This is a genomic window from Streptomyces sp. H27-H5, from assembly GCF_026627505.1.
Lineage (GTDB): Bacteria > Actinomycetota > Actinomycetes > Streptomycetales > Streptomycetaceae > Streptomyces.
The window spans coordinates 1-19802 of sequence record NZ_JAPNLK010000054.1; the positions used below are offsets into that span (position 1 = coordinate 1).

Here is a 19802-nt window from a genome sequence, read left to right on the forward strand (position 1 = left end):
GCGCCGGCCTGAGCCTCTACCGCGTCGTCCGCGAGCTGCAGACCCTCCTCGCGACATGGACCGGCGTCTGCCCCACCTGTCACCGCGGCATACCCACACCAGCCCCGACCTGACCAAGCCCTACTAGGACCGGGGCTCTCGTTCTCGCCGACCCGTTTCGAGGCTCCGAGTCGCCACCACTTCCGGCGGCCCCCACCACGGCCGTCGTCTGCGGCGGACCCGTCTCCCCGGCCCCGCTCGTCGCCGGCTCGGGCAGGAGCGAGGCGTGATCGTCCGGCCGTGCCCGCCCGGCGGGGGGGTGCTCAGGTCCGGGGCGGGCGGGTGGCGGTGTCGAGGTAGAACGCGTCGATGCTCTGCACCGCTTTCTCGAACTCGTCGAGGTTGACGGGCTTGGTGACGTACGCGTTGGCGTGGCTGCCGTAGGCGCCGGCGACGTCCTCCGGTGCGGAGGAGGTGGTGAGGACGACGACGGGGATGGTCTGGAGATTCTCGTCGTTCTTGAGGATCTGGAGCAGGTCGCGGCCGTTCATGCGGGGCATGTTCAGGTCGAGGACGATGAGGTCGGGCCGGACGCTGCCGGGGGTGCGCAGGTGCTCCAGCGCGGCGACCCCGTCGGTGACCTGGACCAGGTTGCGCGTCCCGCGCTCGGAGAGGGCCTCCTCGATGAGCATGGCGTCGGCCATGTCGTCCTCGACGAGCAGGACGTCGAAGGGGTGGGCGGGGGTGGTCGTCATCGGGTGCTCCGTCGGTGCTTCGTTGGAGTGGTCGAAGAGCCCGGGCCAGCGGCGGCGTGCGCCCTGGCGGGTCATTCCGCAGGCGGCGCCGAGCTGGGGGTAGCCGGCTCCCGCGCGGGCTGCGGTCACGGCGGCGTCCCGTTGGAGGCGTTCGGCTGCCTGCTGGAGCTGGTCCAGCAGGTGCAGGTGCGCCAAGGCCTGGGCCGATTCGCCTAGGGGCGGGTTCGGAGCGTCCTCCAGTAGCTGGAGGGCAAGGCGTCTCACGAGGTGTCCGACCGCCGCGTCCGCGACGGCTGCGGTCTCCGGCGGGTTGGTCCTCAGTACGAAGTTCTTGCCAGGCATGACAGGCACATTAGGTGCCTTGGGAAGGCAGGACAACATGGGTTGTCCTGGTCCGTTTAGAGTATGCCTGCCGTGCTCGGTCGAGAGCGGCTGTCTCGGCGAGGAGTTGGCACGATGACCGGCGTTCAGCGGCCGCTGAACACGCGGAGGTTCTCCGCGTGGACGACGCGGCGGTGGTTGCGCGTCGGGGTGGCCGTGTCCTTGACCGTCCTCACTCTGCTCGGGGTGACGGGCGCATGGGTGCTGGGACGTACGGCATCACTCAGCGATCACCTGGTGAACGTGAGGTCCCCCGCACTGAGTACGTCGTTTCGTCTGGAATCGGCGCTGCTGAACCAGGAGACCGGCATCCGCGGCTACGGCCTGACGGGCGTCTCCGACTTCCTCGCCCCGTACCAGCGAGGGCTCTCCGACCAGAGCACCTATACCGCGAGCCTGACGGAACTGCTCCACGGCGACGCGGCAGGCCTGAGGGACCTCAAGGCCGTGCAGGACGCGGTCGAGACCTGGCAGAAGCAGCTCGCCCGCCCGGTGGCGGCCGTGCCCGCGGGGGCGCCCGTACAGCTGACCGCGGAACGGGCGGCGGCCGGCAAGGAGGCCTTCGACGGCGTCCGCACCGCGATCAGCGCTCAACAGGACCGACTGCGGCAGGATCGAGCGCGGGCGGTGGAGGATCTCTCTGCCACGATGACGCTTCGCAACTGGGTGTTCATCGCGATCGCCCTGGTCATCGCCGCTCTGACGGTGCTGGTCTTCGAGGGGCTTCGCCGAGGAGTCACCACTCCCCTGGACCGGCTGGGCTCGGACGCCCGCATCATCGCGGCCGGCGACTTCGACCACCCCATCGCCTCCACGGGGCCCGCGGACCTGCGACAACTCAGCGGTGAGATCGACTTCATGCGCCGGCGGCTCGTACGAGAGCTGGCGTTCGCCGAACAGGCTCGACTGCGCCTGGACGCCCAGGCCGCTGACCTCCAGCGCTCGAACGCCGAGCTGGAGCAGTTCGCCTACGTCGCCTCCCACGACCTCCAAGAACCGCTGCGCAAGGTGTCCAGCTTCACCCAACTCCTTCAGCGCCGCTACGGCGGACAACTCGACGCCCGCGCCGACCAGTACATCGACTTCGCGGTCGACGGCGCCAACCGCATGCAGACCTCATCAACGACCTCCTCGCCCTTTCCCGGGTCGGCCGCGTCAACCACCAGCTCCAGAACGTCGATCTCGACTCCGTGCTGGAGCGGACCCTGTCCGCCCTCAGCGTCAGCGTCGAGGAGACGGACGCGGTGATCACACACGACCCGCTGCCGACCCTGATCGCGGACCCCACCCAAATGGGAATGCTCTGGCAGAACCTCACCGGCAACGCGATCAAGTTCCACCGCCCCGACCAGGCCCCGAAGATCCACATCGCCGCTGAGCGAGAAGGCGCCCTGTGGCGGTTCACGGTCACCGACAACGGCATCGGCATCGCACCCGAATACGCCGAGAAGGTCTTCGTGATCTTCCAGCGGCTCCACACCAAGGACGCGTACAGCGGTAGCGGCATCGGCCTGGCCATGTGCAAGAAGATCGTCGAATTCCACGGCGGCACCATCGCCGTCGACCCCGACTACCGCGACGGCACCCGCATCACCTTCACCCTGGCCCCCGAACCCGCCCAACGCCCCGGCCCGGGCACCGTGCCGGAGGCCACCCGCGCGGAGCGGGAGACACAACCATGACCGTGCCCGACGCGCACCACGCGGCTCCCGAAGAAGCCTTCTACCGCATCCTGCTGGTCGAGGACGACCAGGGCGACGCCCTGCTCGTCGAAGAGCTCCTCCACGACACGGGCCTGCGTTTCGAGCTGACCACCAGAGCGACACTCGCCGGAACCCGCGCCGAACTCTCTTCCCACGACGTCGACTGCGTCCTGCTCGACCTCCATCTGCCCGACGTGTCCGGCACCGACGCGATCGCCTCGGTCCGGGCCCTGGCGCCACACACCGCCGTGATCGTCCTGACCGGCCTGTCCGAGACGCAGGCCGGAGCCGAGGCAATGAGCGCCGGCGCCCAGGACTACCTGGTCAAGGGCCAGGTCGAGGCGGAGCTGCTGCGCCGAACGGTCAGCTACGCCGTCTACCGCAGCCGTACCGAACGCCAGGCCGTCGAAGCACAGCGGGCCCACCTGCGCGACGAGGAGAACGCCCGCCTCGAACGGGGCCTCCTCCCCCAGCCGATCCTCGACACCTCCACGGTGACGGTGACCGCCCGCTATCTACCCGGCGCCGAACGGGCCCTGCTCGGCGGGGACTTCCTCGACGTCGTCGAAGGCGACGACGGGCTCCTGCACGCGGTCGTCGGCGACGTCAGCGGCCACGGTCCCGACGCCGCGGCCCTCGGCGTCTGCCTGCGCATCGCCTGGCGCTCGCTCATCCTCGGCGGACACCGCGGCTCGGAGCTCCTGCGTCTCATGGAACGCATCCTGATCGCCGAACGCGGCCCGCAGCACCTGTTCGCGACCTGCACCCTTCTCACCCTCGACCAGCAGGCCGCCACCGCCACCCTCCATCTCGCCGGACATCACGAACCCCTCCTCACCGCTTCCGAGGGCACCCGCGAAGTGGCCACGGCGCACGGCATCGCCCTCGGGATCGCCCCGGCCCTCGCCAACTGGCCCGCCACCGTGACCCCACTGCCCACCACCGGGGCACTGACCGTCTACACGGACGGCCTCACCGAAGGACACAACGGCCCCGGCGGCGAACGCCTCGGCGCCGAAGGACTCCTCGCACTGATCCGAGACCTGCCGCCAACGGACCCGGCCGCCCTCGTCGACCGCCTCATCAAGGAGACCCAGGCACGCAACGCCGGGCGCCACACCGATGACGTCGCCGTCCTGCGCCTCGACTGGGACAACAGGCGACACCCCTCCCCGTGACACGGCGCGTGGCCGGCCGAGGCACGGGCAGGGGTCTGAGATGACGACGTGGGCCTGAACGCCGTGGCGGCGCAGAGCGTGTGCGGGGCGTCGCGTCGGGTACGCGCATGCCATGCCCCCTTACAGCGACAGCACCGTCAGTCTCCTGACCCGCGGGTACGCCTGGCTGCCCGACCGGATGCGCAGCGCGACTGACGGCGTGTTCGCCACCCGTCTGTTGGGCAGGCCCACGGTCGCGCTGCGTGGCCCGGAGGCCGTTGCCTTCTTCCACGACGAGCGTCACGTTCCACGGACCGTAGCCCTGCCGGATCCCGTCCTCGACACACTGTTCGACCAAGGTGCCGGCCACACCCTCGATGGTGAGGCCCGCCGAGTCCGCGAGGCGATGTTCATCGCGCTCCTCGACAGCGGCAAGGGCATCGCCGCGCTCGGCGACCATGTCGTCTGGCGGTGGCGAGAAGCGGTGGCCGGTTGGAAGTCGGATCCTGTGGTGGTCCTCGACGAGACCGCCAGGGTGCTCTCCCTCGCGGTGTGCGACTGGGCCGGGATGGCGCTGTCCGAGGCGGATGCTCGCGAGATGGCCCACGACTGTGTCGCCATGGTCGACGGGTTCGCCGCTCCCGGCCTCCGGCACCTGCGCGCGCGCCGCGCTCGCGACCGTCAGGAGCAGTCCCTCGCCCGCCTGATTTCCCAGGTACGCGAGAGTCAGGAGGCCGACCTCAAGGGCTCCGCTCTAGAGACGGTGGCCTGGCACCGCGACGTGGACGGAAACGTCCTGGACCCGCACACCGCCGCCGTGGAGCTTCTGAACATCATCCGGCCCACGGTCGCCGTCGCCTGGTTCGCCGCGTTCGCCGCCCACGCTCTGCACCGTTGGCCTCACCACCGCGAGCTCCTGCGCTCGGATCCGGAGGGAAGCCACGCCAAGGCCTTCGCTCACGAGGTACGCCGCTTCTACCCCTTCGCCCCCTTCGTCGGCGGACTCGCTGCCCGTGATCTGACCTGGCGGGGCACAACCATCCGCAAGGGCACCCTGGTCCTGCTCGACCTCTACGGACACCATCACGACGCGGCCCTGTGGGAGCACCCGTACCGGTTCGACCCTCACCGTTTCACCAGCCCGAACAACCTGCTGGCCCAGCTGATCCCCCAGGGAGGCGGCGACGCGGCCCTGGGTCACCGTCGCCCCGGCGAGGATGTCACCGTGACGGCTCTCTCGGCAGTGGCGGCGGAGCTGGCGCGGCTCGACTACGAGGTCCCGGACCAGAACCTCACCATCCCCCTGTCCCGCATCCCGACGGCTCCCCGCAGCGGCTTCATTCTCAGGCTGCCTTGACCGGTCACCCGTCGGCCGCAGCCATCGAAAGGCCCGCCTCCACAGCGAGTGCCTACAAGGGAAAGCAGGGCTTCACTTCATTCCCCGGCGGCCATCCGCACGACAGGACTCCTGTCCCGGCCGCCCCGGCGCGATGCTCGCTTGATGCGCCAATCGGGGGGGAGCCGGCCGTCCTGTTGGTGCGTGGGGAGAAGCGATTCTCCAGTGTCGGTGCGCGCCTGGGTGAGCGGTGTCTGCCGCGGCTTGGGAGCAGCTTGGCGCAGGGGAACTACGCCGGACTGCCGCTGAGTCTGCCACGCAACCACTGTGGCAACAGCGGCATCGTCTGCTTCGCCGTCTTCATGGCCCGGGACTGAGATGGGGCTGGTGCGGGGAGCAGCCGGGGAAGCCGCGGTAAGGGAGTTCGCGTCGCTGAGCGGGTGGGCGCTGCCCGCGCTGCGGGCGTGGGTGTCCGGCGCGCCGGGAGACGGGGTGGCGCGGGCGCTGCTGGTCCTCGCCACGAGCGACGGGCTGGGTGACGCGGAACTGCGGGCCGAACTCGTGCGGGCGCACCGTGACGCGCAGCCGGCCGGAGGGAGGGCGGTGAGCCTGGTCCACGGCGTGTTCCTCTTCGCACACCGGCAGTACCGGCTGTGCGCGGACCATCTGGAAGCGCACTTCGGCCGGTGGCCCGGGGGCGAGGTGGCCGCGCTGATGCTGGACTCCTTCTCGGCCGGCGGGGATGCCTGCTGCCGCGAGCGCGGCGACGCCCTGGTGGAGCGGCAGTACGCGTCGGCCGGGCCGGAGAGCTGGGTGTGGACGAGCCGGCTTGCCTGGACGCGTGCGGAGCAGGGCCGGCCCGAGGAGGTGCACGAACTGGCGACCGCCGCCCTGCTGCTGAATCCCCGCTCGGGGCTCGCCGTCCATGCCCGGGCCCATGCCGAGCAGGAGACCGGCGCGGGGCCCGCCGCCTGCGTCAGGTCGGCGAGATGGAACAGGTGGTCACGCTGATCGCCGCCCAGCCGCAGCGCCCGGGCGAGGGCGGCCGGCGTCTGGGACGAAGGCTGGGCGCCGGGGCCCGGCGGGCAGGCCCACGTCGGCCGGCCGGATCCGATCACGCCGGGACCTGAGGAACGCCGCAAGTTCGGGAAGGTTCACCCGCTCATCGTCGCCTCTCCGGAGGGGTCCGAGCCAGGGGCCGGCAACCCCAGGGTGGGCCCAGCGCTGGCCCGGGCAGGTGACTCGGACGGATAGATCATCACGCGCACCACCGACCTCTACGCCGAGATCTTCGGCGACCGCGCCCGGGTCACCACACTCGTACTGGTCGAAGAGGGCGCCGACGCCGGATGGGGCATCGGCGGAGGGGTTCTGACGCTTGCCAAGATCGGGCAGGCTCCGCAGGACTGAGGGCCTGTCCTCCCGCCTCACCCGGAAGAGCGGCGGGATGAAGCGTACCTGTCACGGAAGCGCTGTACATTGGCACCTCATGCTCTGTGTTCAGGTCCTGGGGCCGCTCGGTGCCGCCATCGATGGCATGCCGGTCCACCTGGGAAGTCCCCGGCAACGCGCGGTCCTCGCCCTTCTGATGGTCCACCGCGGCGCCGTCGTACCCGTGGACAGGCTCATCGACCGGCTGTGGTGCGGCCGGCCCCCGGAGAAGGCGGCCGCATCCCTGCACGCCTACGTGTCGAACCTGCGCCGGGTGCTCGAACCCGGCCGGGCGCCCCGCACTCCGTCCGGCGTGCTGGTCAGCGCCCCGCCCGGGTACGCGCTGCGGCTGCCGGAGGAAGCGGTCGACGCATGGCGTTTCGAAGGGGCGGTGCGGCGGGCGCGTACCGCATCACCGGCGCAGGCCCGGCGGTTGCTCGACGAGGCCCTCGGCTGGTGGCACGGGGCGGCGTACGGGGAGTGGGCCGACGAGGAGTGGGCCCACGCCGAGGCGTCCCGGCTGGGCGAACTGCGCGTCGTCGCACGGGAACTCGCGGTCGAGGCGGCCCTCGGGTCCGGGGCTGCGGTCGAGGCGGTGCCCTCGGCCGAGGCCCTCGTACGGGAGCACCCCCTGCGGGAGGAGGGCTGGCGGTTGCTCGCCCTCGCGCTGTGGGCGGGCGGCAGGCGCGGCGACGCACTGGCCGAACTGCGCCGGGCCGCCCGCATCACGGCCGACGAGCTCGGTCTGGACCCCGGCGACGCGCTGGCCGACCTGGAGCGGGCGATGCTGACGGGCCGGACCGAGGTGTTGCGCGCGGCCGTACCCACGACCGGCCGGCCCGCACCGGTGGTGGTCTCGACCGCTGCCCCGCACGAACTGTTCGTGGGACGGGACGGTGAGCTGGCGGCGCTGTACGAGGTCGCCCGTGACGCCCGGCACGCGGGCGGCGTCGTGTTGCTGACCGGAGAGGCCGGAGCCGGCAAGTCCGCACTGCTAGGCCGGTTCCGGCAGCAGTTGCGGGCCGAAGGCTGGACGGTGGTGGTCGGGCGCTGCCCCGAGTTCGACGGCGCCCCGCCCGCGTGGGCCTGGGCGGAGGCACTCGCCGCGCTCGCCCGGCAGGTGTCTCCCCCGGACCCGGACGCGGTCGCCCCGCTGCTCCAGGAGAACGAGTGCGGCGCACACCCCCCGCACGACGGACACGGCGGGGCGGGTGCACGGACCCGGCACGGCGAGAGCGACGAACGCGTCGGGCCCGTGGCTCGCGGGCACCGCGAGAGCACGGGCGGCGAGGGCCTGTCGGAGGGGGTTCCGGCGTGGGGTGACGGGAGGGGCGCCGGGAGATTCCGGCTGCACCGGGCGTTCAGCGCCTGGCTGCGGACGGCAGCCGGGAGCGGCCCGCTGGCGGTGGTCATCGAAGACCTGCACCGGGCGGACGGCGAGACCCTGGCCCTGCTGGAGCGGACCGCCGATCTCACCGGCGCCCCGGTGCTGGTCATCGCGACGTACCGTCCGGCCGATGCGGGAGACCGACTGACCGGGGCCCTCGCCGAACTGGCGCACCGCTCCCCGCACCGACTGGCCGTCGGCGGGCTGCCGCCGCACGATGTGGACACCCTGGTCCGGGCCGTGTGCGGCACGTCGGTCGACGCGGCCACCGTGACCGCGCTCGCCGAACGGACCGGCGGGAACCCCTTCTACGTGCGCGAGAGCGCCCGGCTGCTGGCCAGCGAAGGCGCGCTGGTGGCCGTCTCCGACGTGCCGCAGGGCGTACGCGACGTGCTGCGCCGGCGCCTGCGGCAGCTGCGCCCGGGGGCCCTCGCCGTCCTTCAGCTCGCCTCCGTGTGCGGCTGCGAGTCCGAGGTGGGCATCCTCATCGAGGCCGTCGATCCCGCCCAGTACGACGAGCACCAGGTCTTCGACGGCTTGGAGGAGTGCGTCATGGCGGGGCTGCTGACCGAACCGGCGCCCGGCCTGGTCCGGTTCGCGCACGCGCTGGTCCGCGACACCGTCTACACCGACCTGATCGGGGTGCGCCGCGCACGCCTGCACGCCCGGCTGGCCGAAGTGCTGCGACGTCGCAGACCCGACGACCTGGCGGCCCTGGCCCACCACTTCGCGCGGTCGGCAACGGCGCGGACCGCTTCGCTCGCCGTCGAGTACTCCCTCGCCGCGGCGGACCTGGCGGAGCGCCGTTACGCCCACGACACGGCAGTGGAGCTGCTGGGGCAGGCCATCGAGTCGTTCGCCCTGATACCGGCCGGCGAGGGCGGCGCGGCGGACGCACGCGGCGCCCGGCTGGTGGCTCTGCTGGGACGGCTGTTGCGGGCCGAGATACGGGCCGGGGCGGTGGTCTCCGCGCGGTACACCCGCCAGCGCGCCATCGAGGCGGCATCGGACGTGGGCCACGACGCGCTCGTGGCGGTGGCGCTCGGCGCGTCGATCGGCCCCGGGCTCGCGCTGAGCGGGCCGCAGGGACTCGTCACCCCGGCCGCGCTCGACACGTTCGTCGACGGGCTGATCGCCCGCGCCGCCGTGGACCCGATGATCCTCGGACTCCCGGTACGGACCCCACCGGACGGGGCGCCCGGCGAGCGGGAGGGCGCCCGGCAACTCGCGATCGCCCGCGCGGTCGGTGACCCGCTGTTGATCTCCTGCGCCCTGACGGCCGCGTCCGTCGCCGTGCCGCAGGGATTCGCCGGCCACCGCGAGGTCCTGGCGACGGAACTGCGGGTGCTCGGCTACGCGCACGACCTCCCCGCCAACAGTTGGGTGCGGGAGCACATCAGCGGCATGGCCGCGGGTGCCCGCAACGACGTGGCCGGGGTCCGCCGCCACGCGCTGAAGGGACGGGCGATCGCCGCACGGCACCGGCTGGTCGAGGCGGAAGCGATCAACCTGTCGACCCTGGCCATGCTGGCCCATGTCGAGGGCCGGTTCGCCGACGCCGAGGCCGGCTACGCCGAGGTGCGGGACCGGCTGCGGGCCAACAGGTCGTCGCACGGCGACTTCGTCCACGTACTGGGGCTGACGACCGTCCGGCTCAGCCAGGGGCGTCCCTCGGACGCCGAGCCGCTGCTGCGGGCCGTCGACGACGGGAGCGCTCCCCTGGCCCGGCTCGCCCTCGCCGTCGTCCTCGCCCGGCAGGGCAGGACCGACCGGGTTCATGCGCTCGGTCCCCTCTCCACCGGCGTGCCCGACCACCTCTACAGCATCGCCCTGACGCTCCGCGCCGAACTGGCGTGCCTGCTGCGGGACCGGTCCGCGGCCCGCGAGTTGCTCCCGCTGCTGCTGCCGGCCCGCGACCAGCTCGCGGGCGCCGCCGGCATCTCCTTCGTCACCCGCCCGCTCGCCCACGCGCTCGGCGAGATCCACCGGCTCCTGGGAGACGAACCCGAGGCGCTACGGCACTTCGCCCGGGCGGAGGAAGTCGCCCGGCGGTGGAGATCGCCCCACCTGGAGGCAGCGGCTCGCGCGGCCGTCGCGGCGGGGACGACGGGCGTACGGGCGGCGGCGTACGGTTAAACCGTCTCTTCCGGTGCCTTGCCGGGCGCGGGGGGCCGCGGCAGCCGCGTGCCGGCCGGCCTCAGCCGAGGTGCCACTTCTGGTTGGACGTACCACCGCAGTCCCAGAGTTGGAGGCGGGTGCCGGCGGCGGTGCCCGCGTCCTTGGTGTCGACGCACTTCCCGATCTGGGTGTTGACCAGGTCGTGGGAGCCGTTGAGGTTGAACCGCTGGGCCCATCCGCCGTTGCAGCGGGCCAGTTGGATGTCCGCACCGTTGGCGGTCGAGGCGCGGGCGATGTCCATGCACAGCCCCATGGAGCGGACGCTGCCGTCGGACGCGAACACCCACTTCTGCCAGGCGTCGCCGCCGCATCCCTGCAACTGCAGTGCGGAACCGTCCGATCCGTTGCGCGTCGACACGCCGACGCAGCGGGAAGACCCGTAGCCGACGATCGTGTCGCCGACCGCCTTGGCCGGTGCGGCGGCCGCCGGGGCCGGGGGCTTCTGCGCGGGGCGCGGGGCGGTGGCGCCGCCGGAGCCGGCTGCCTGGGGCGCCGGGGCGCCGGCCTCCTGACCGGCGGGGGCGGGACCGGGCGCGGCACCCTTCCCGGGGGCGGGCCCCGACCCGGGCGCGGGATCGGCACCGGTGGCCGGGCCCGCGCCGGGCGGGGCCGGACTCCCGGCGGCCGGGGCGCCCTCGGCGACGGGCGGGTTCGCCGCCGGTGTGCCGCTCGCGGGCGGGGACGCGGACGGGGCGGGGAGCACCGAACCGTCCGGGCCGACCGTCGGGGCGGCGGCCTCCTCGACGCGCGCCGCGCCCGGCCCGGAGGCGTCGCCGCCGGGGAGTGCCATGAACGCGACGGTGCCGAGGCCCAGGGCCAGCAGCACCGAGGCGGCGGTCACGGCCCCGATGATCCGCGCGCTGCGTTCCGGCTGGACCTCCTGCCCTTCCGCGCCGCCGCGCACGGGCGTCGGCGCGGTGGCGGTCCGGGCCGCGAGCAGCCGGGTCAGCCTTCCCGGCCCGCCGCCGGCAGGTGCGGACTCGGATCGGCCGCCGGACGTGGGGCCGCCGCTGACCGGAGCCACGGGTGCGAGCGTGAGCAGGGGCTCCGTGCCGGACCTGGACGCGCGACCCTCGGGCGGCACGGTCGGGCTCTCCGCGCCGGACGGGGCCGCGGGGGCGGGGGCTTCATCGCGCTCCGGCCCGGAGGCGGCAGGCGCCGCGGGTTCCGGCGCAGGCTCGGGGTCCGAAGGCGTCGCGGGTTCCGCCGCCGGAGCGGCTGCCGTGGCCGTCCCGTGGTCCGGCGCCGGCTCGGGGGTACCGGCGGGCTCCGCCCCGGGAACGGTCTCGCCGTCGGGCCCTGCCCTGGAGGCAGGGGTGTTCGCGGTATCCGGCGTGGGTACGGCAGCGCCGCGGTTCGTGGGCCGAGGGGGTCGGGGCACGGCAGGGGTCTCGGGTGATGCCGCAGGGGTGCCGGGCGCCGCCTCGGGGGGCGTCGGCGCTGGTGTCGGCCCGGAATTCGGAGCCGGCTCCGCGGCCGAACCCGGCTCCGTGAGCGCCTCCGGCTCGGCCCCTGGATCCGTCTCCGGCAACCAGGGCAGTGGCTGCTCCCAGACGGCCGCTTCACTGGCCGCGTCCCCGGTCGGTTCCGCCGGTCCGGTCCTGTGTTCCATGTGTGCCTGCCCGCCTCCGCGCGTGGTGGTCCTCGCCGGACGACCCTAGGAGCCCGTGTGCCGTCGGCGCCGCGCAGGCGGCGAACCCTGCCCGGCAGGACCGGATTTCCTTCCCCTGCGTGCCGGGTGCGGGCCTCCGGGCCCGGGGCCGACGGGACGTCTTCCGACCGATCGGCTGCCGCGCGTCACCTCGTTACCCGCCTCCCCCGGCTCCCCACCCGCTCGGGCCGGACAGGTCCTACAGGGTCCCGGTGCGCAGCGCGAAGGCGACCGCGTGGGTGCGGTTGCGCAGCCCGAGGCGGTTCATCATGACGCTGACGATGTTCTTGATGGTGCGCTCGGAGTAGTTCAGCTTCCGGGCGATCTCGGTCGTGTCGAAGCCGTCGGCGAGCAACCTCAGCACGTCGACCTCACGGGCTTCCAGGCCGGACGTGGTCAGTCCCAGCGGTGCCAGCACATCGCGCTGCACCGCCTTGATGTGGTCCACGAGCTGCCCCTGCAGAGGGGCCGGCAGGGTCGCGGCGCCCTCGGCGACGCCCCGGACCGCCTCCACGACCTTGTCGAACGTGCTGTCCTGACGCCACAGCACGCCGCGCAGGCCGTGGTGGACCGCGCGCATCAGGTGGGCCTCGTCGATACGGCCCGTCACCAGCACGATTCCCATGGCGGGGTTGGTCGACCGGGCGGCGACCGACTCCATGAGTGCCATCGTCTCCTCGGTCACGTCCGCGGTGAGCATGAGGACCACGTCCGCCTCCCGGTGGTCTTCCTGCGGCAGGATCTTCAGCCCCTGATGCCTGCACAGGCTCCAGGCGGTGCCCTCTCCGGTGATCGGGTCACTGGCGAGGACCGCGATCGATATCGTCCCCAACGTCACTGGTGTCTCCCCTGTGTTCGGACCGTCGCACGGGTGGAGCCGGGAGACCGGCACGGCGTCGGGCGGCCGTGGTGACGGCGTGCGGTGATCGTCGCCGGTCCGCCTTGGCGCTCACTTGGCGTTCACTTGGCGTGTTTGCCCGTCCGACCAGGCTTCCGTGTCCACCGGGACAGACATCGGTCCGCGGGGCGGTTGTGGGCGGGGCGCCTGCCTAGGGTTCGGGACGAAGACCCAGCCGCAGGAAAGCAGGAAAGCACGTTGAGCACTGTGGTCACCAAGCGCTCGCCGCGTGCCGAAGGTCCGCCGATGCCCGAGGGGCAGGTCGAACTCGCCGAGCCCCCCGTGCTCGGCGAGCCCGCCACCGCCGACTTCGGCTCGGTGATGATGTACCTGCCGATGGGTCTGGGCGCGGGTGCGATGGTGCTGATGTTCTCGGTCGGCAGCGGCGGCACGACCATGTACATGATGGCCGGGATGATGGGCATCGCCATGGTCAGCATGACCCTGATGCAGGTCGGCCGGCCCGGCGCGGAACGGCGCCGCCGGATGCGCGCCGAACGCCGCGACTACCTTCGCTATCTGGGCCAGAAGCGCACGCAGGCCCGGCAGGCCGCCGACGGGCAGCGGGCCGCGCTGCTGTGGGACGACCCGGAAGCCGGAGACCTGTGGGCACTCGCCCTCGGCCCCCGACTGTGGGAACGCCGGCCCGCCCACGAGGACTTCGCCCGCGTCCGGATCGGGCTGGGCACCCGCCGGGCCGCCCTGGAGTTCCTGCCGCCGCAGACGAAGCCGGTCGAGGACCTGGAGCCGCTGTGCGCGATCTCGCTGCGCCGCTTCACGCGGGCGCACCAGACCGTGCCCCTCCTGCCCGTGCCCGTGTCCCTGCGGCGCTTCACCAGCGTCGAGTTCACCGGCGAGAGCACGGAAGCGCTGGACCTGGCCCGCGCGATGTTGGCCCGGCTCGCGGTCTTCCACCCACCCGACGAACTGCGGATCGCGTTCCTGGGCGACGAGGCCGCGCGCCGCGAGTGGGACTGGCTCAAGTGGCTGCCGCACAACGCCCACCCGCACGAGGAGGACGCCGCCGGTCCCGTCCGCCTCGCCGCCGGCGACCACGAGGCACTGCTCGACCTGCTCGGGCCGGACCTGCGCGACCGGCCCGACCACGATCCCGCGTCCTCGCCCGGCGTCACCGAGCCGTTCACGGTGATCGTCGCCCAGGGCGTGCGGCTCCCCGATACCTCGCGGCTGCTGGGCGCCGGAGTGCGCGGAGTCGTGCTGCTGGACCTCACCGGGGCGGTACCCGGTGGCCCCAGGGTGCTCCGGCTCTCCGTCCGCGGCGGCCGCGTCGACTTCCCCAACGGCGCCGAGACCGTCTCCGGTCTCGCCGACCGGCTGGGGTCGCTGGAGGCGGAGACGCTCGCCCGGACCCTGGCCCCGATGCGCACCGGCGGCGGCGTGGACCTGGTGGACCGTCCCCTGGAGTCCGACTTCGACCTGGCCACCATGCTCGGCATCCGCGACGTGCGCGCCTTCGACGTCGCCGCCGGATGGCGCCCCCGCCTCGCGCAGGACGCCCGCCTCAAGGTGCCGATCGGGGTCACCGAGGACGGCGAGATCGTCGAGCTCGACCTCAAGGAGTCCGCGCAGGGCGGCATGGGGCCGCACGGCCTGCTGATCGGCGCCACGGGCTCCGGCAAGAGCGAGCTGCTGCGCACGCTGGTGATGGGCCTCGCCGCCACGCACTCCTCCGAGATCCTCAACCTGGTCCTGGTGGACTTCAAGGGCGGCGCCACCTTCCTCAACATGGACCGGCTGCCGCACACGTCGGCCGTCATCACCAACCTCGCCGACGAACTGCACCTCGTCGACCGCATGCGGGACTCCATCAACGGCGAGATGATTCGCCGCCAGGAACTGCTGCGCGAGGCCGGTTTCGCCTCCCTCTACGAGTACGAGAAGGCGCGCGGCGCCGGGGCCGCCACCCTCGCACCGCTGCCCTCCCTTCTCATCATCGTCGACGAGTTCTCCGAACTCCTGGCAAACAAGCCGGAGTTCGTCGAACTATTCGTGTCGATCGGCCGGTTGGGGCGCAGCCTCGGCGTGCATCTGCTCCTCGCCTCGCAGCGCCTGGACGAGTCGCGCATTCACCGGGTCGAGGGGCATCTGTCGTACCGGCTCGCCCTGCGCACCTTCTCCTCCATGGAATCCCGCAGCGTGATCGGCACCTCCAGCGCCTACGAACTGCCGTCGGCCCCCGGCAACGGCTACCTCAAAGTGGACACGACCAACCTCGTACGGTTCAAGGCCGCGTACGTCTCCGGCCCCGCCCCCGCTCCGCAGGGCCCCGTGGACACGGGACACGCGGACGGGCGGGTGCTGGAGGTGACCGCCTTCGGGCTGGAGCAGAGCGGGCCGCCGGCCTCGGTCCGCGCGGAGGAGGCCTCGGTGCTGGTGTCGCTCGCCGAGGAGGCCCTGCGCGACCAGGGTTCCGGGGCGGGCGAAGCGGAGGAAGGTGCCGAGAGCCCCGACGACAGCCTCCTCGACGTCCTCGTCGGGCGGCTGGAGGACAACGGCCCGCCCGCGCGCCAGGTCTGGCTGTCCCCGTTGTCGGAGTCGCCCGGTCTGGATCAGCTGCTGCCCGGCATCGTGCCCGACCCGGAGCGCGGCATGGGCGCGGCCGACCCCCGCGTCCAGGGCGCACTGCGGGTGCCGCTGGGCATGGTGAACCGTCCCTTCGAGCAGCTGCGCGAGCTGCTGGTCGCCGACCTGTCCGGCGCCGACGGGCACGCCGGCCTGGTGGGCGCGCCGCAGACCGGCAAGTCGACCATGCTGCGGACGCTGATGCTGTCGCTCGCGCTGACCCACACGCCGGCCGAGGTGCAGTTCTACTGCCTGGACTTCGGCGGGGGTGGCCTGGTGTCCACCGCCGGACTGCCGCACGTCGGCTCCGTCGCGACTCGCCTGGAGCGCGACCGGGTGCTGCGCACCGTCGAGGAGCTGTCGCAACTCCTGGAACGCAGGGAGCAGTTGTTCGCCGCCCGGGGGCTGGAGTCGATGGCCGCGTTTCGGGCGCTGCGCGCCGCCGGGACGGTCGACGACCCGTACGGGGACGTCTTCCTGCTCGTGGACGGGTGGGCCACGCTCCGCCAGGACTACGAGGACCTGGAGCAGCGGGTGATGGAACTCGCGGCCCGGGGGCTGTCGTTCGGCCTGCACGTGGTGGTGTCGGCCGTCCGCTGGTCCGAAGTGCGGCCGCGACTGCGGGACATGCTGGGTACCAAGCTCGAACTGCGTCTCGGCGACTCGATGGAGTCCGAGGTCGGCTCCCGGGCCGCGGCCGGCGTCCCGCACCAACCCGGCCGGGGTCTGACCGGATCCGGCCACCACTTCCTGTCCGCGCTGCCCCGTCTCGACAGCTCCTCGCGCACCGACGACCTGACGGCCGCCACCAAGTCGGCGGTCGCGGAGATCGACACGTTCTGGATCGGCGTCCGTGCTCCCGGAGTGCGCCTGCTGCCGGCCACGCTGGACGCCCGCCGGCTCCCCGCGCCCGAGGACACCCGCGACCTGAAGTTCTGCCTCGGCTGGGACGAGCAGCGGCTCGCACCCCTCTGGCACGACTTCGGCACCACGCCCCACCTGCTGGTGTACGGCGACGGCGAGACCGGTAAGACGAACGCGCTGCGGCTGGCGATCCGCGCCATCACCACCCGCTACCGGCCGGAGGAGGCCCGGATCCTGCTGGCCGACCCCGGCCGCGGACTGCTCAAGGACGTACCGGAGGAGTACCGCGTCGGGTACGTGGTCGACAACGACGGGCTCGGCAAGCTCGCCGAGAGCGCCGCCGTCTCCGTGGGCAAGCGGCAGCCCGGCGCCGACGTCTCCCCCGAACAGTTGGAGAAGCGGGACTGGTGGAGCGGTCCGCTGCTGTTCGTCCTCATCGACGACTACGACCTGTTCTCCGGCGCGCCCGGCTCGGTCGCCCCGATGACGCCCCTGGTGCCGCTGCTCGCGCAGGGCGCCCACATCGGGCTGCACCTGGTCGTCGCGCGCAGCACCTCGGGCGCGATGCGGTCGGTGATGGACCCGCTGGTCCGCCGCATGTGGGAGCTGGGCAATCCGGCGCTGCTGTTCTCCTACCCCAAGGAGGAGGGCAAGTTCATCGGCGAGGCCAAGCCCCGCACCCTGCCCGCCGGGCGTGCCCAGCTCGTCACCCGGCGCACCGTCAAGCTGGTCCAGACCGGCCTGGTATCGACGCCCCCCGCCCCCACCCCAGGAGCACGATGACCACCGCCGTACCGCTGACGGGACGGGCCACCGAGGTCTGCCGCGTCAGCGTCGAGACACCGGACGGCCGTGCCGACCTGTCCGTCCCGGTCACCACCCCCGTGTCCGTCCTGCTCCCGGTGCTGCTCCGGCAGTTCGGCGGCGGGAGCGCCGCGGCCGGCACCCCGTGGGTGTTGCAGCGGCTCGGCGAGGGGCCCCTCTTCCCCGAGGCCACCCCGGAGAGCGCCGGGCTGCGCCACGGCGACGTCCTGCATCTGCGGCCGGCCGACGCACCGCTGCCCGCCCTGCACTTCGACGACGTGTCCGACGGTGTCGCGCACACCGTCGGCGAAGGCCCGGGGCGGTGGCGGCCCGAACTCACACGGAACCTCGCCATCGGCCTGGCCTGCCTGGCGCTGGCCGGCCTCGCCGCCGCGCTGCTCGGCGCGGGCACCGGCCCCCGTACCGCCGCCGTCGCCGGCGCCGTCGCCTTCGTGCTGGCCGTGGCCTGCGCGACGGCCGCCCGGATGCACGCCGACCGCGGCAGCGTCCTGGTCGCCGGGCTCGGCGCGTTCGGCTTCGCCGCCCTGGCCGGGACGACCCTGCGCGAAGGTCCGTCCGGCGGCCACGCCCCCGGCCTGACCGGCGTGCTCCTCGGCGCCGGATGTGTCATCGCGCTGGCCGGCGTGCTGTTCGCACTGGGCGCGCTGCCGCTGGTGGTACCCGGCACCGTGCTCCTGACCGCGGTCGCGGCGGCCGCCGGGGCGGGGCTCGCCGAAGGCACCGGCCTACGCGCCGAACAGGCCGCCGCGGTGGTCGCCGTCGCCCTGTTCGTCCTCGGGCACCTCGCGCCCCGGCTCGCGCTGCGCACGGCCCGGCTGCGCGTGCCCCAACTGCCGCACGACGCGAGGGAACTCCAACTGGACATCGAGCCGGAGCCGGGCACCCGGGTGTCCCTCCGGGTCTCCGTCGCCACCGCCTGCCTCGACATGATCGGCATTTCGTCCGCGCTGGTCTGGGCGGTCGCCCTGTGGCTGCTGACCGTCCGCGAGCACAGTTGGACGGGCTGGCTGCTGCCGCTCGCCCTCAGCCTGGCCGTACTGCTTCGCGCGCGCGGCACCAACGGCACCCTCCAGCGGATGCCGGCGGTGCTGACGGGCGCGTACGGGCTGGGGCTGGTCCTCGTGGTCCGCACCGCGCAGACCGGGCCCGCGGGGCGGGCCGTCGCCCTGCTGGTGCTGCTGGCCGCGGCGGTCCTGCTGTTGGCGGGTGCCTGGCGGTTGCCGCGGGCCCGGCTGCTGCCGGTCTGGGGGCACCTCGGCGACCTCCTGGAGATCGTCACGGCGCTGGCCCTGCTGCCGCTGCTGTTGCAAGTGCTGCACGCGTACACGTACTTCCGCGGTCTCGCGGGCTAGGGCGGGCGAACGTGCAGACTCGACGCGACCACGTGCAGGCGTACCAGTTCGCCATGGGCCGGCTCGCATCCGCCCTCGTCAGCGGCGACCCCGGTCGGGGCGACAGCCCGACCCGGCGCTCCGCCCTCGGTTCGGTCTTCGGAGTGGCGCTGGTCGTGTTGCTGTGTGCCGGGTTCGGCGTGTACGGGCTGGTCTCCCCGGTCGCGAAGGACGACTGGCGCAAGGACGGGGCCGTCGTCCTGGAGAAGGAGACGGGCAACCGCTACGTCTACGCGAACGGCGCCTTGCGCCCGACCCGCAACCAGGCCTCCGCGCTGCTCATCGCGGGCAGGCGCGCAGCCCCCGAGTCGGTCTCCGCGAAGGACCTGGCCGGGGTTCCGCACGGTACTCCGGTCGGCATCCCGGGCGCGCCCGACACGGTCCCGGCTCCGTCGGCGCTGACGGCCGGCCCCTGGGCGCGCTGCCTGCCCGGCGGCGGACCGGCGGGCCGTGCACCGGCCGGCGCCGGGCAGACCCTCGTCTTCGGCGGCGCCGCCGCCGCGCTGCGTCCGCTGCCGGCCGACCGGCAGGTGCTGCTCGCCGATCCCTCGGGGGCCCGGTTCCTGCTGGTGCGGGGCGTCAAGTACCCCGTTCCCGGCGACCCGACCCTGATCGCCCTCGGCCTGGACGGCCAGGCGGTCCTCGCCGCCACCGCCGACTGGCTCGCCACCGTGCCCACCGGAGCCCCGCTCGCCGCTCCCGTGCCGGCCGGCGCGGGGACGGCGGCCGGCACGGTCGCCGGACAGGCCGCCCAGGTGGGACAGGTCTTCCGCACCAGCGCGGGCGGGACCGAGCACCACTATCTGCTGCGCTCCGACGGACTCGTCCCGGTCAACGCGACCGCGTACGCCCTGCTCGCCGCCCGCCCCGGCGCGCCCGGGCCGAGGCAGGTCGGTCAGGCGGACATCGCGGTCGTCCCCGTCTCTGCGGACCGCGGCCCGACCGACGGGATACCGGACGTCGTGGGCGTGCGCCCCTTGGAAGGCGCAACCGTGTGCCTGAGACAACTCTCGTCAGGCCAGGTGCGGCTGACGGTCGCCGGTCTCGGCTCCCGGCGGGTCGTCCTCCCGGCCGGGGGCGGCGTCCTCGCGGTGCCGACCGGCGGCAGGGACCCGTACCTCGTCACCGAACAGGGCGTGAAGTACCGGCTCGCCGACGAGGCCGCGGTACGGGCCCTCGGCCTCGGGGACGCCAAGCTGCGGCTCTCCCTTCCGGCGGGCGTCCTCGCGCTCATTCCCGACGGCCCGGTCCTCAGCCGCGCCGCCGCGGGACGGGGGTGAGCC

The 19802-nt window shown here is 73.5% G+C and carries 10 protein-coding genes and 3 pseudogenes; 9 read left to right on the forward strand and 4 right to left on the reverse strand.

Features of this window, described 5'->3' with window-relative positions:
* Positions 1 to 302: 302 nt before the first annotated feature.
* On the reverse strand, positions 303 to 1076 hold the full coding sequence (locus tag OTB19_RS25400; protein ID WP_267800727.1) for a response regulator: 774 nt from the start codon (positions 1074 to 1076) through the stop codon (positions 303 to 305).
* A 114-nt stretch (positions 1077 to 1190) separates the two neighbouring features.
* On the opposite strand from OTB19_RS25400, the pseudogene OTB19_RS25405 reads away from it, so the two are divergent.
* From OTB19_RS25405 to OTB19_RS25420, 4 genes and pseudogenes are all read left to right on the forward strand, one after another.
* A pseudogene (locus OTB19_RS25405) lies at positions 1191 to 2797 on the forward strand (sensor histidine kinase).
* The gene (locus tag OTB19_RS25410; RefSeq protein WP_267800728.1) at positions 2794 to 3996 is read left to right on the forward strand and encodes a PP2C family protein-serine/threonine phosphatase; all 1203 of its coding nucleotides are present in this window, start codon (positions 2794 to 2796) and stop codon (positions 3994 to 3996) included. The pseudogene OTB19_RS25405 and the gene OTB19_RS25410 overlap by 4 nt, the downstream one beginning before the upstream one ends.
* Positions 3997 to 4108: 112 nt before the next feature.
* Positions 4109 to 5332, forward strand: coding sequence for a cytochrome P450 (locus OTB19_RS25415; RefSeq protein ID WP_267800729.1), 1224 nt, complete (start codon positions 4109 to 4111; stop codon positions 5330 to 5332).
* 366 nt (positions 5333 to 5698) lie between these two features.
* Positions 5699 to 6322 (forward strand): hypothetical protein, encoded by a 624-nt coding sequence (locus OTB19_RS25420; RefSeq protein ID WP_267800792.1) that lies wholly within the window; start codon positions 5699 to 5701, stop codon positions 6320 to 6322.
* Here OTB19_RS25420 and OTB19_RS25425 read toward each other — a convergent pair.
* Positions 6292 to 6469 (reverse strand): annotated as a pseudogene (locus OTB19_RS25425) (transcriptional regulator); the annotation flags it as partial. The gene OTB19_RS25420 and the pseudogene OTB19_RS25425 overlap by 31 nt on opposite strands.
* A 96-nt stretch (positions 6470 to 6565) precedes the next feature.
* Between OTB19_RS25425 and OTB19_RS25430 the strand changes: the two are divergent.
* Positions 6566 to 6721: pseudogene (locus OTB19_RS25430) on the forward strand (tautomerase family protein); the annotation flags it as partial.
* Positions 6722 to 6800: 79 nt separating this feature from the next.
* Positions 6801 to 10265 (forward strand): BTAD domain-containing putative transcriptional regulator, encoded by a 3465-nt coding sequence (locus OTB19_RS25435; protein WP_267800730.1) that lies wholly within the window; start codon positions 6801 to 6803, stop codon positions 10263 to 10265.
* Between the two features lie 61 nt (positions 10266 to 10326).
* On the opposite strand, the gene OTB19_RS25440 is transcribed toward OTB19_RS25435, so the two are convergent.
* A complete protein-coding gene (locus tag OTB19_RS25440) occupies positions 10327 to 11331 on the reverse strand; it encodes an RICIN domain-containing protein (RefSeq protein ID WP_267800731.1) in 1005 nt (334 codons plus the stop codon).
* An 826-nt stretch (positions 11332 to 12157) separates the two neighbouring features.
* On the reverse strand, positions 12158 to 12796 hold the full coding sequence (locus OTB19_RS25445) for a helix-turn-helix transcriptional regulator (RefSeq protein ID WP_267800732.1): 639 nt from the start codon (positions 12794 to 12796) through the stop codon (positions 12158 to 12160).
* A gap of 267 nt (positions 12797 to 13063) precedes the next feature.
* Here OTB19_RS25445 and eccCa point away from each other — a divergent pair, with 267 nt between their 5' ends.
* From eccCa to eccB, 3 genes are read left to right on the forward strand one after another with little or no spacing between them, the layout of a single operon-like run.
* A complete protein-coding gene (eccCa, locus tag OTB19_RS25450; RefSeq protein WP_420716906.1) occupies positions 13064 to 17086 on the forward strand; it encodes a type VII secretion protein EccCa in 4023 nt (1340 codons plus the stop codon).
* The gene (eccD, locus tag OTB19_RS25455) at positions 17083 to 18480 is read left to right on the forward strand and encodes a type VII secretion integral membrane protein EccD (protein WP_267800735.1); all 1398 of its coding nucleotides are present in this window, start codon (positions 17083 to 17085) and stop codon (positions 18478 to 18480) included. The genes eccCa and eccD overlap by 4 nt, the downstream gene beginning before the upstream one ends.
* Before the next feature lie 11 nt (positions 18481 to 18491).
* Positions 18492 to 19799: a type VII secretion protein EccB gene (gene eccB, locus OTB19_RS25460; RefSeq protein WP_267800737.1), complete on the forward strand. Its 1308-nt coding sequence runs from the start codon at positions 18492 to 18494 to the stop codon at positions 19797 to 19799.
* The last annotated feature ends 3 nt before the right edge of the window (positions 19800 to 19802 follow it).

Coding starts and splice junctions, on each gene's coding strand:
- OTB19_RS25415 (WP_267800729.1), top strand. CDS start 4,109: ATGCCCCCTTACAGCGACAGCACCGTCAGTCTCCTGACCCGCGGGTAC.
- OTB19_RS25400 (WP_267800727.1), bottom strand. CDS start 1,076: ATGCCTGGCAAGAACTTCGTACTGAGGACCAACCCGCCGGAGACCGCA.
- OTB19_RS25435 (WP_267800730.1), top strand. CDS start 6,801: ATGCTCTGTGTTCAGGTCCTGGGGCCGCTCGGTGCCGCCATCGATGGC.
- OTB19_RS25410 (WP_267800728.1), top strand. CDS start 2,794: ATGACCGTGCCCGACGCGCACCACGCGGCTCCCGAAGAAGCCTTCTAC.
- eccD (WP_267800735.1), top strand. CDS start 17,083: ATGACCACCGCCGTACCGCTGACGGGACGGGCCACCGAGGTCTGCCGC.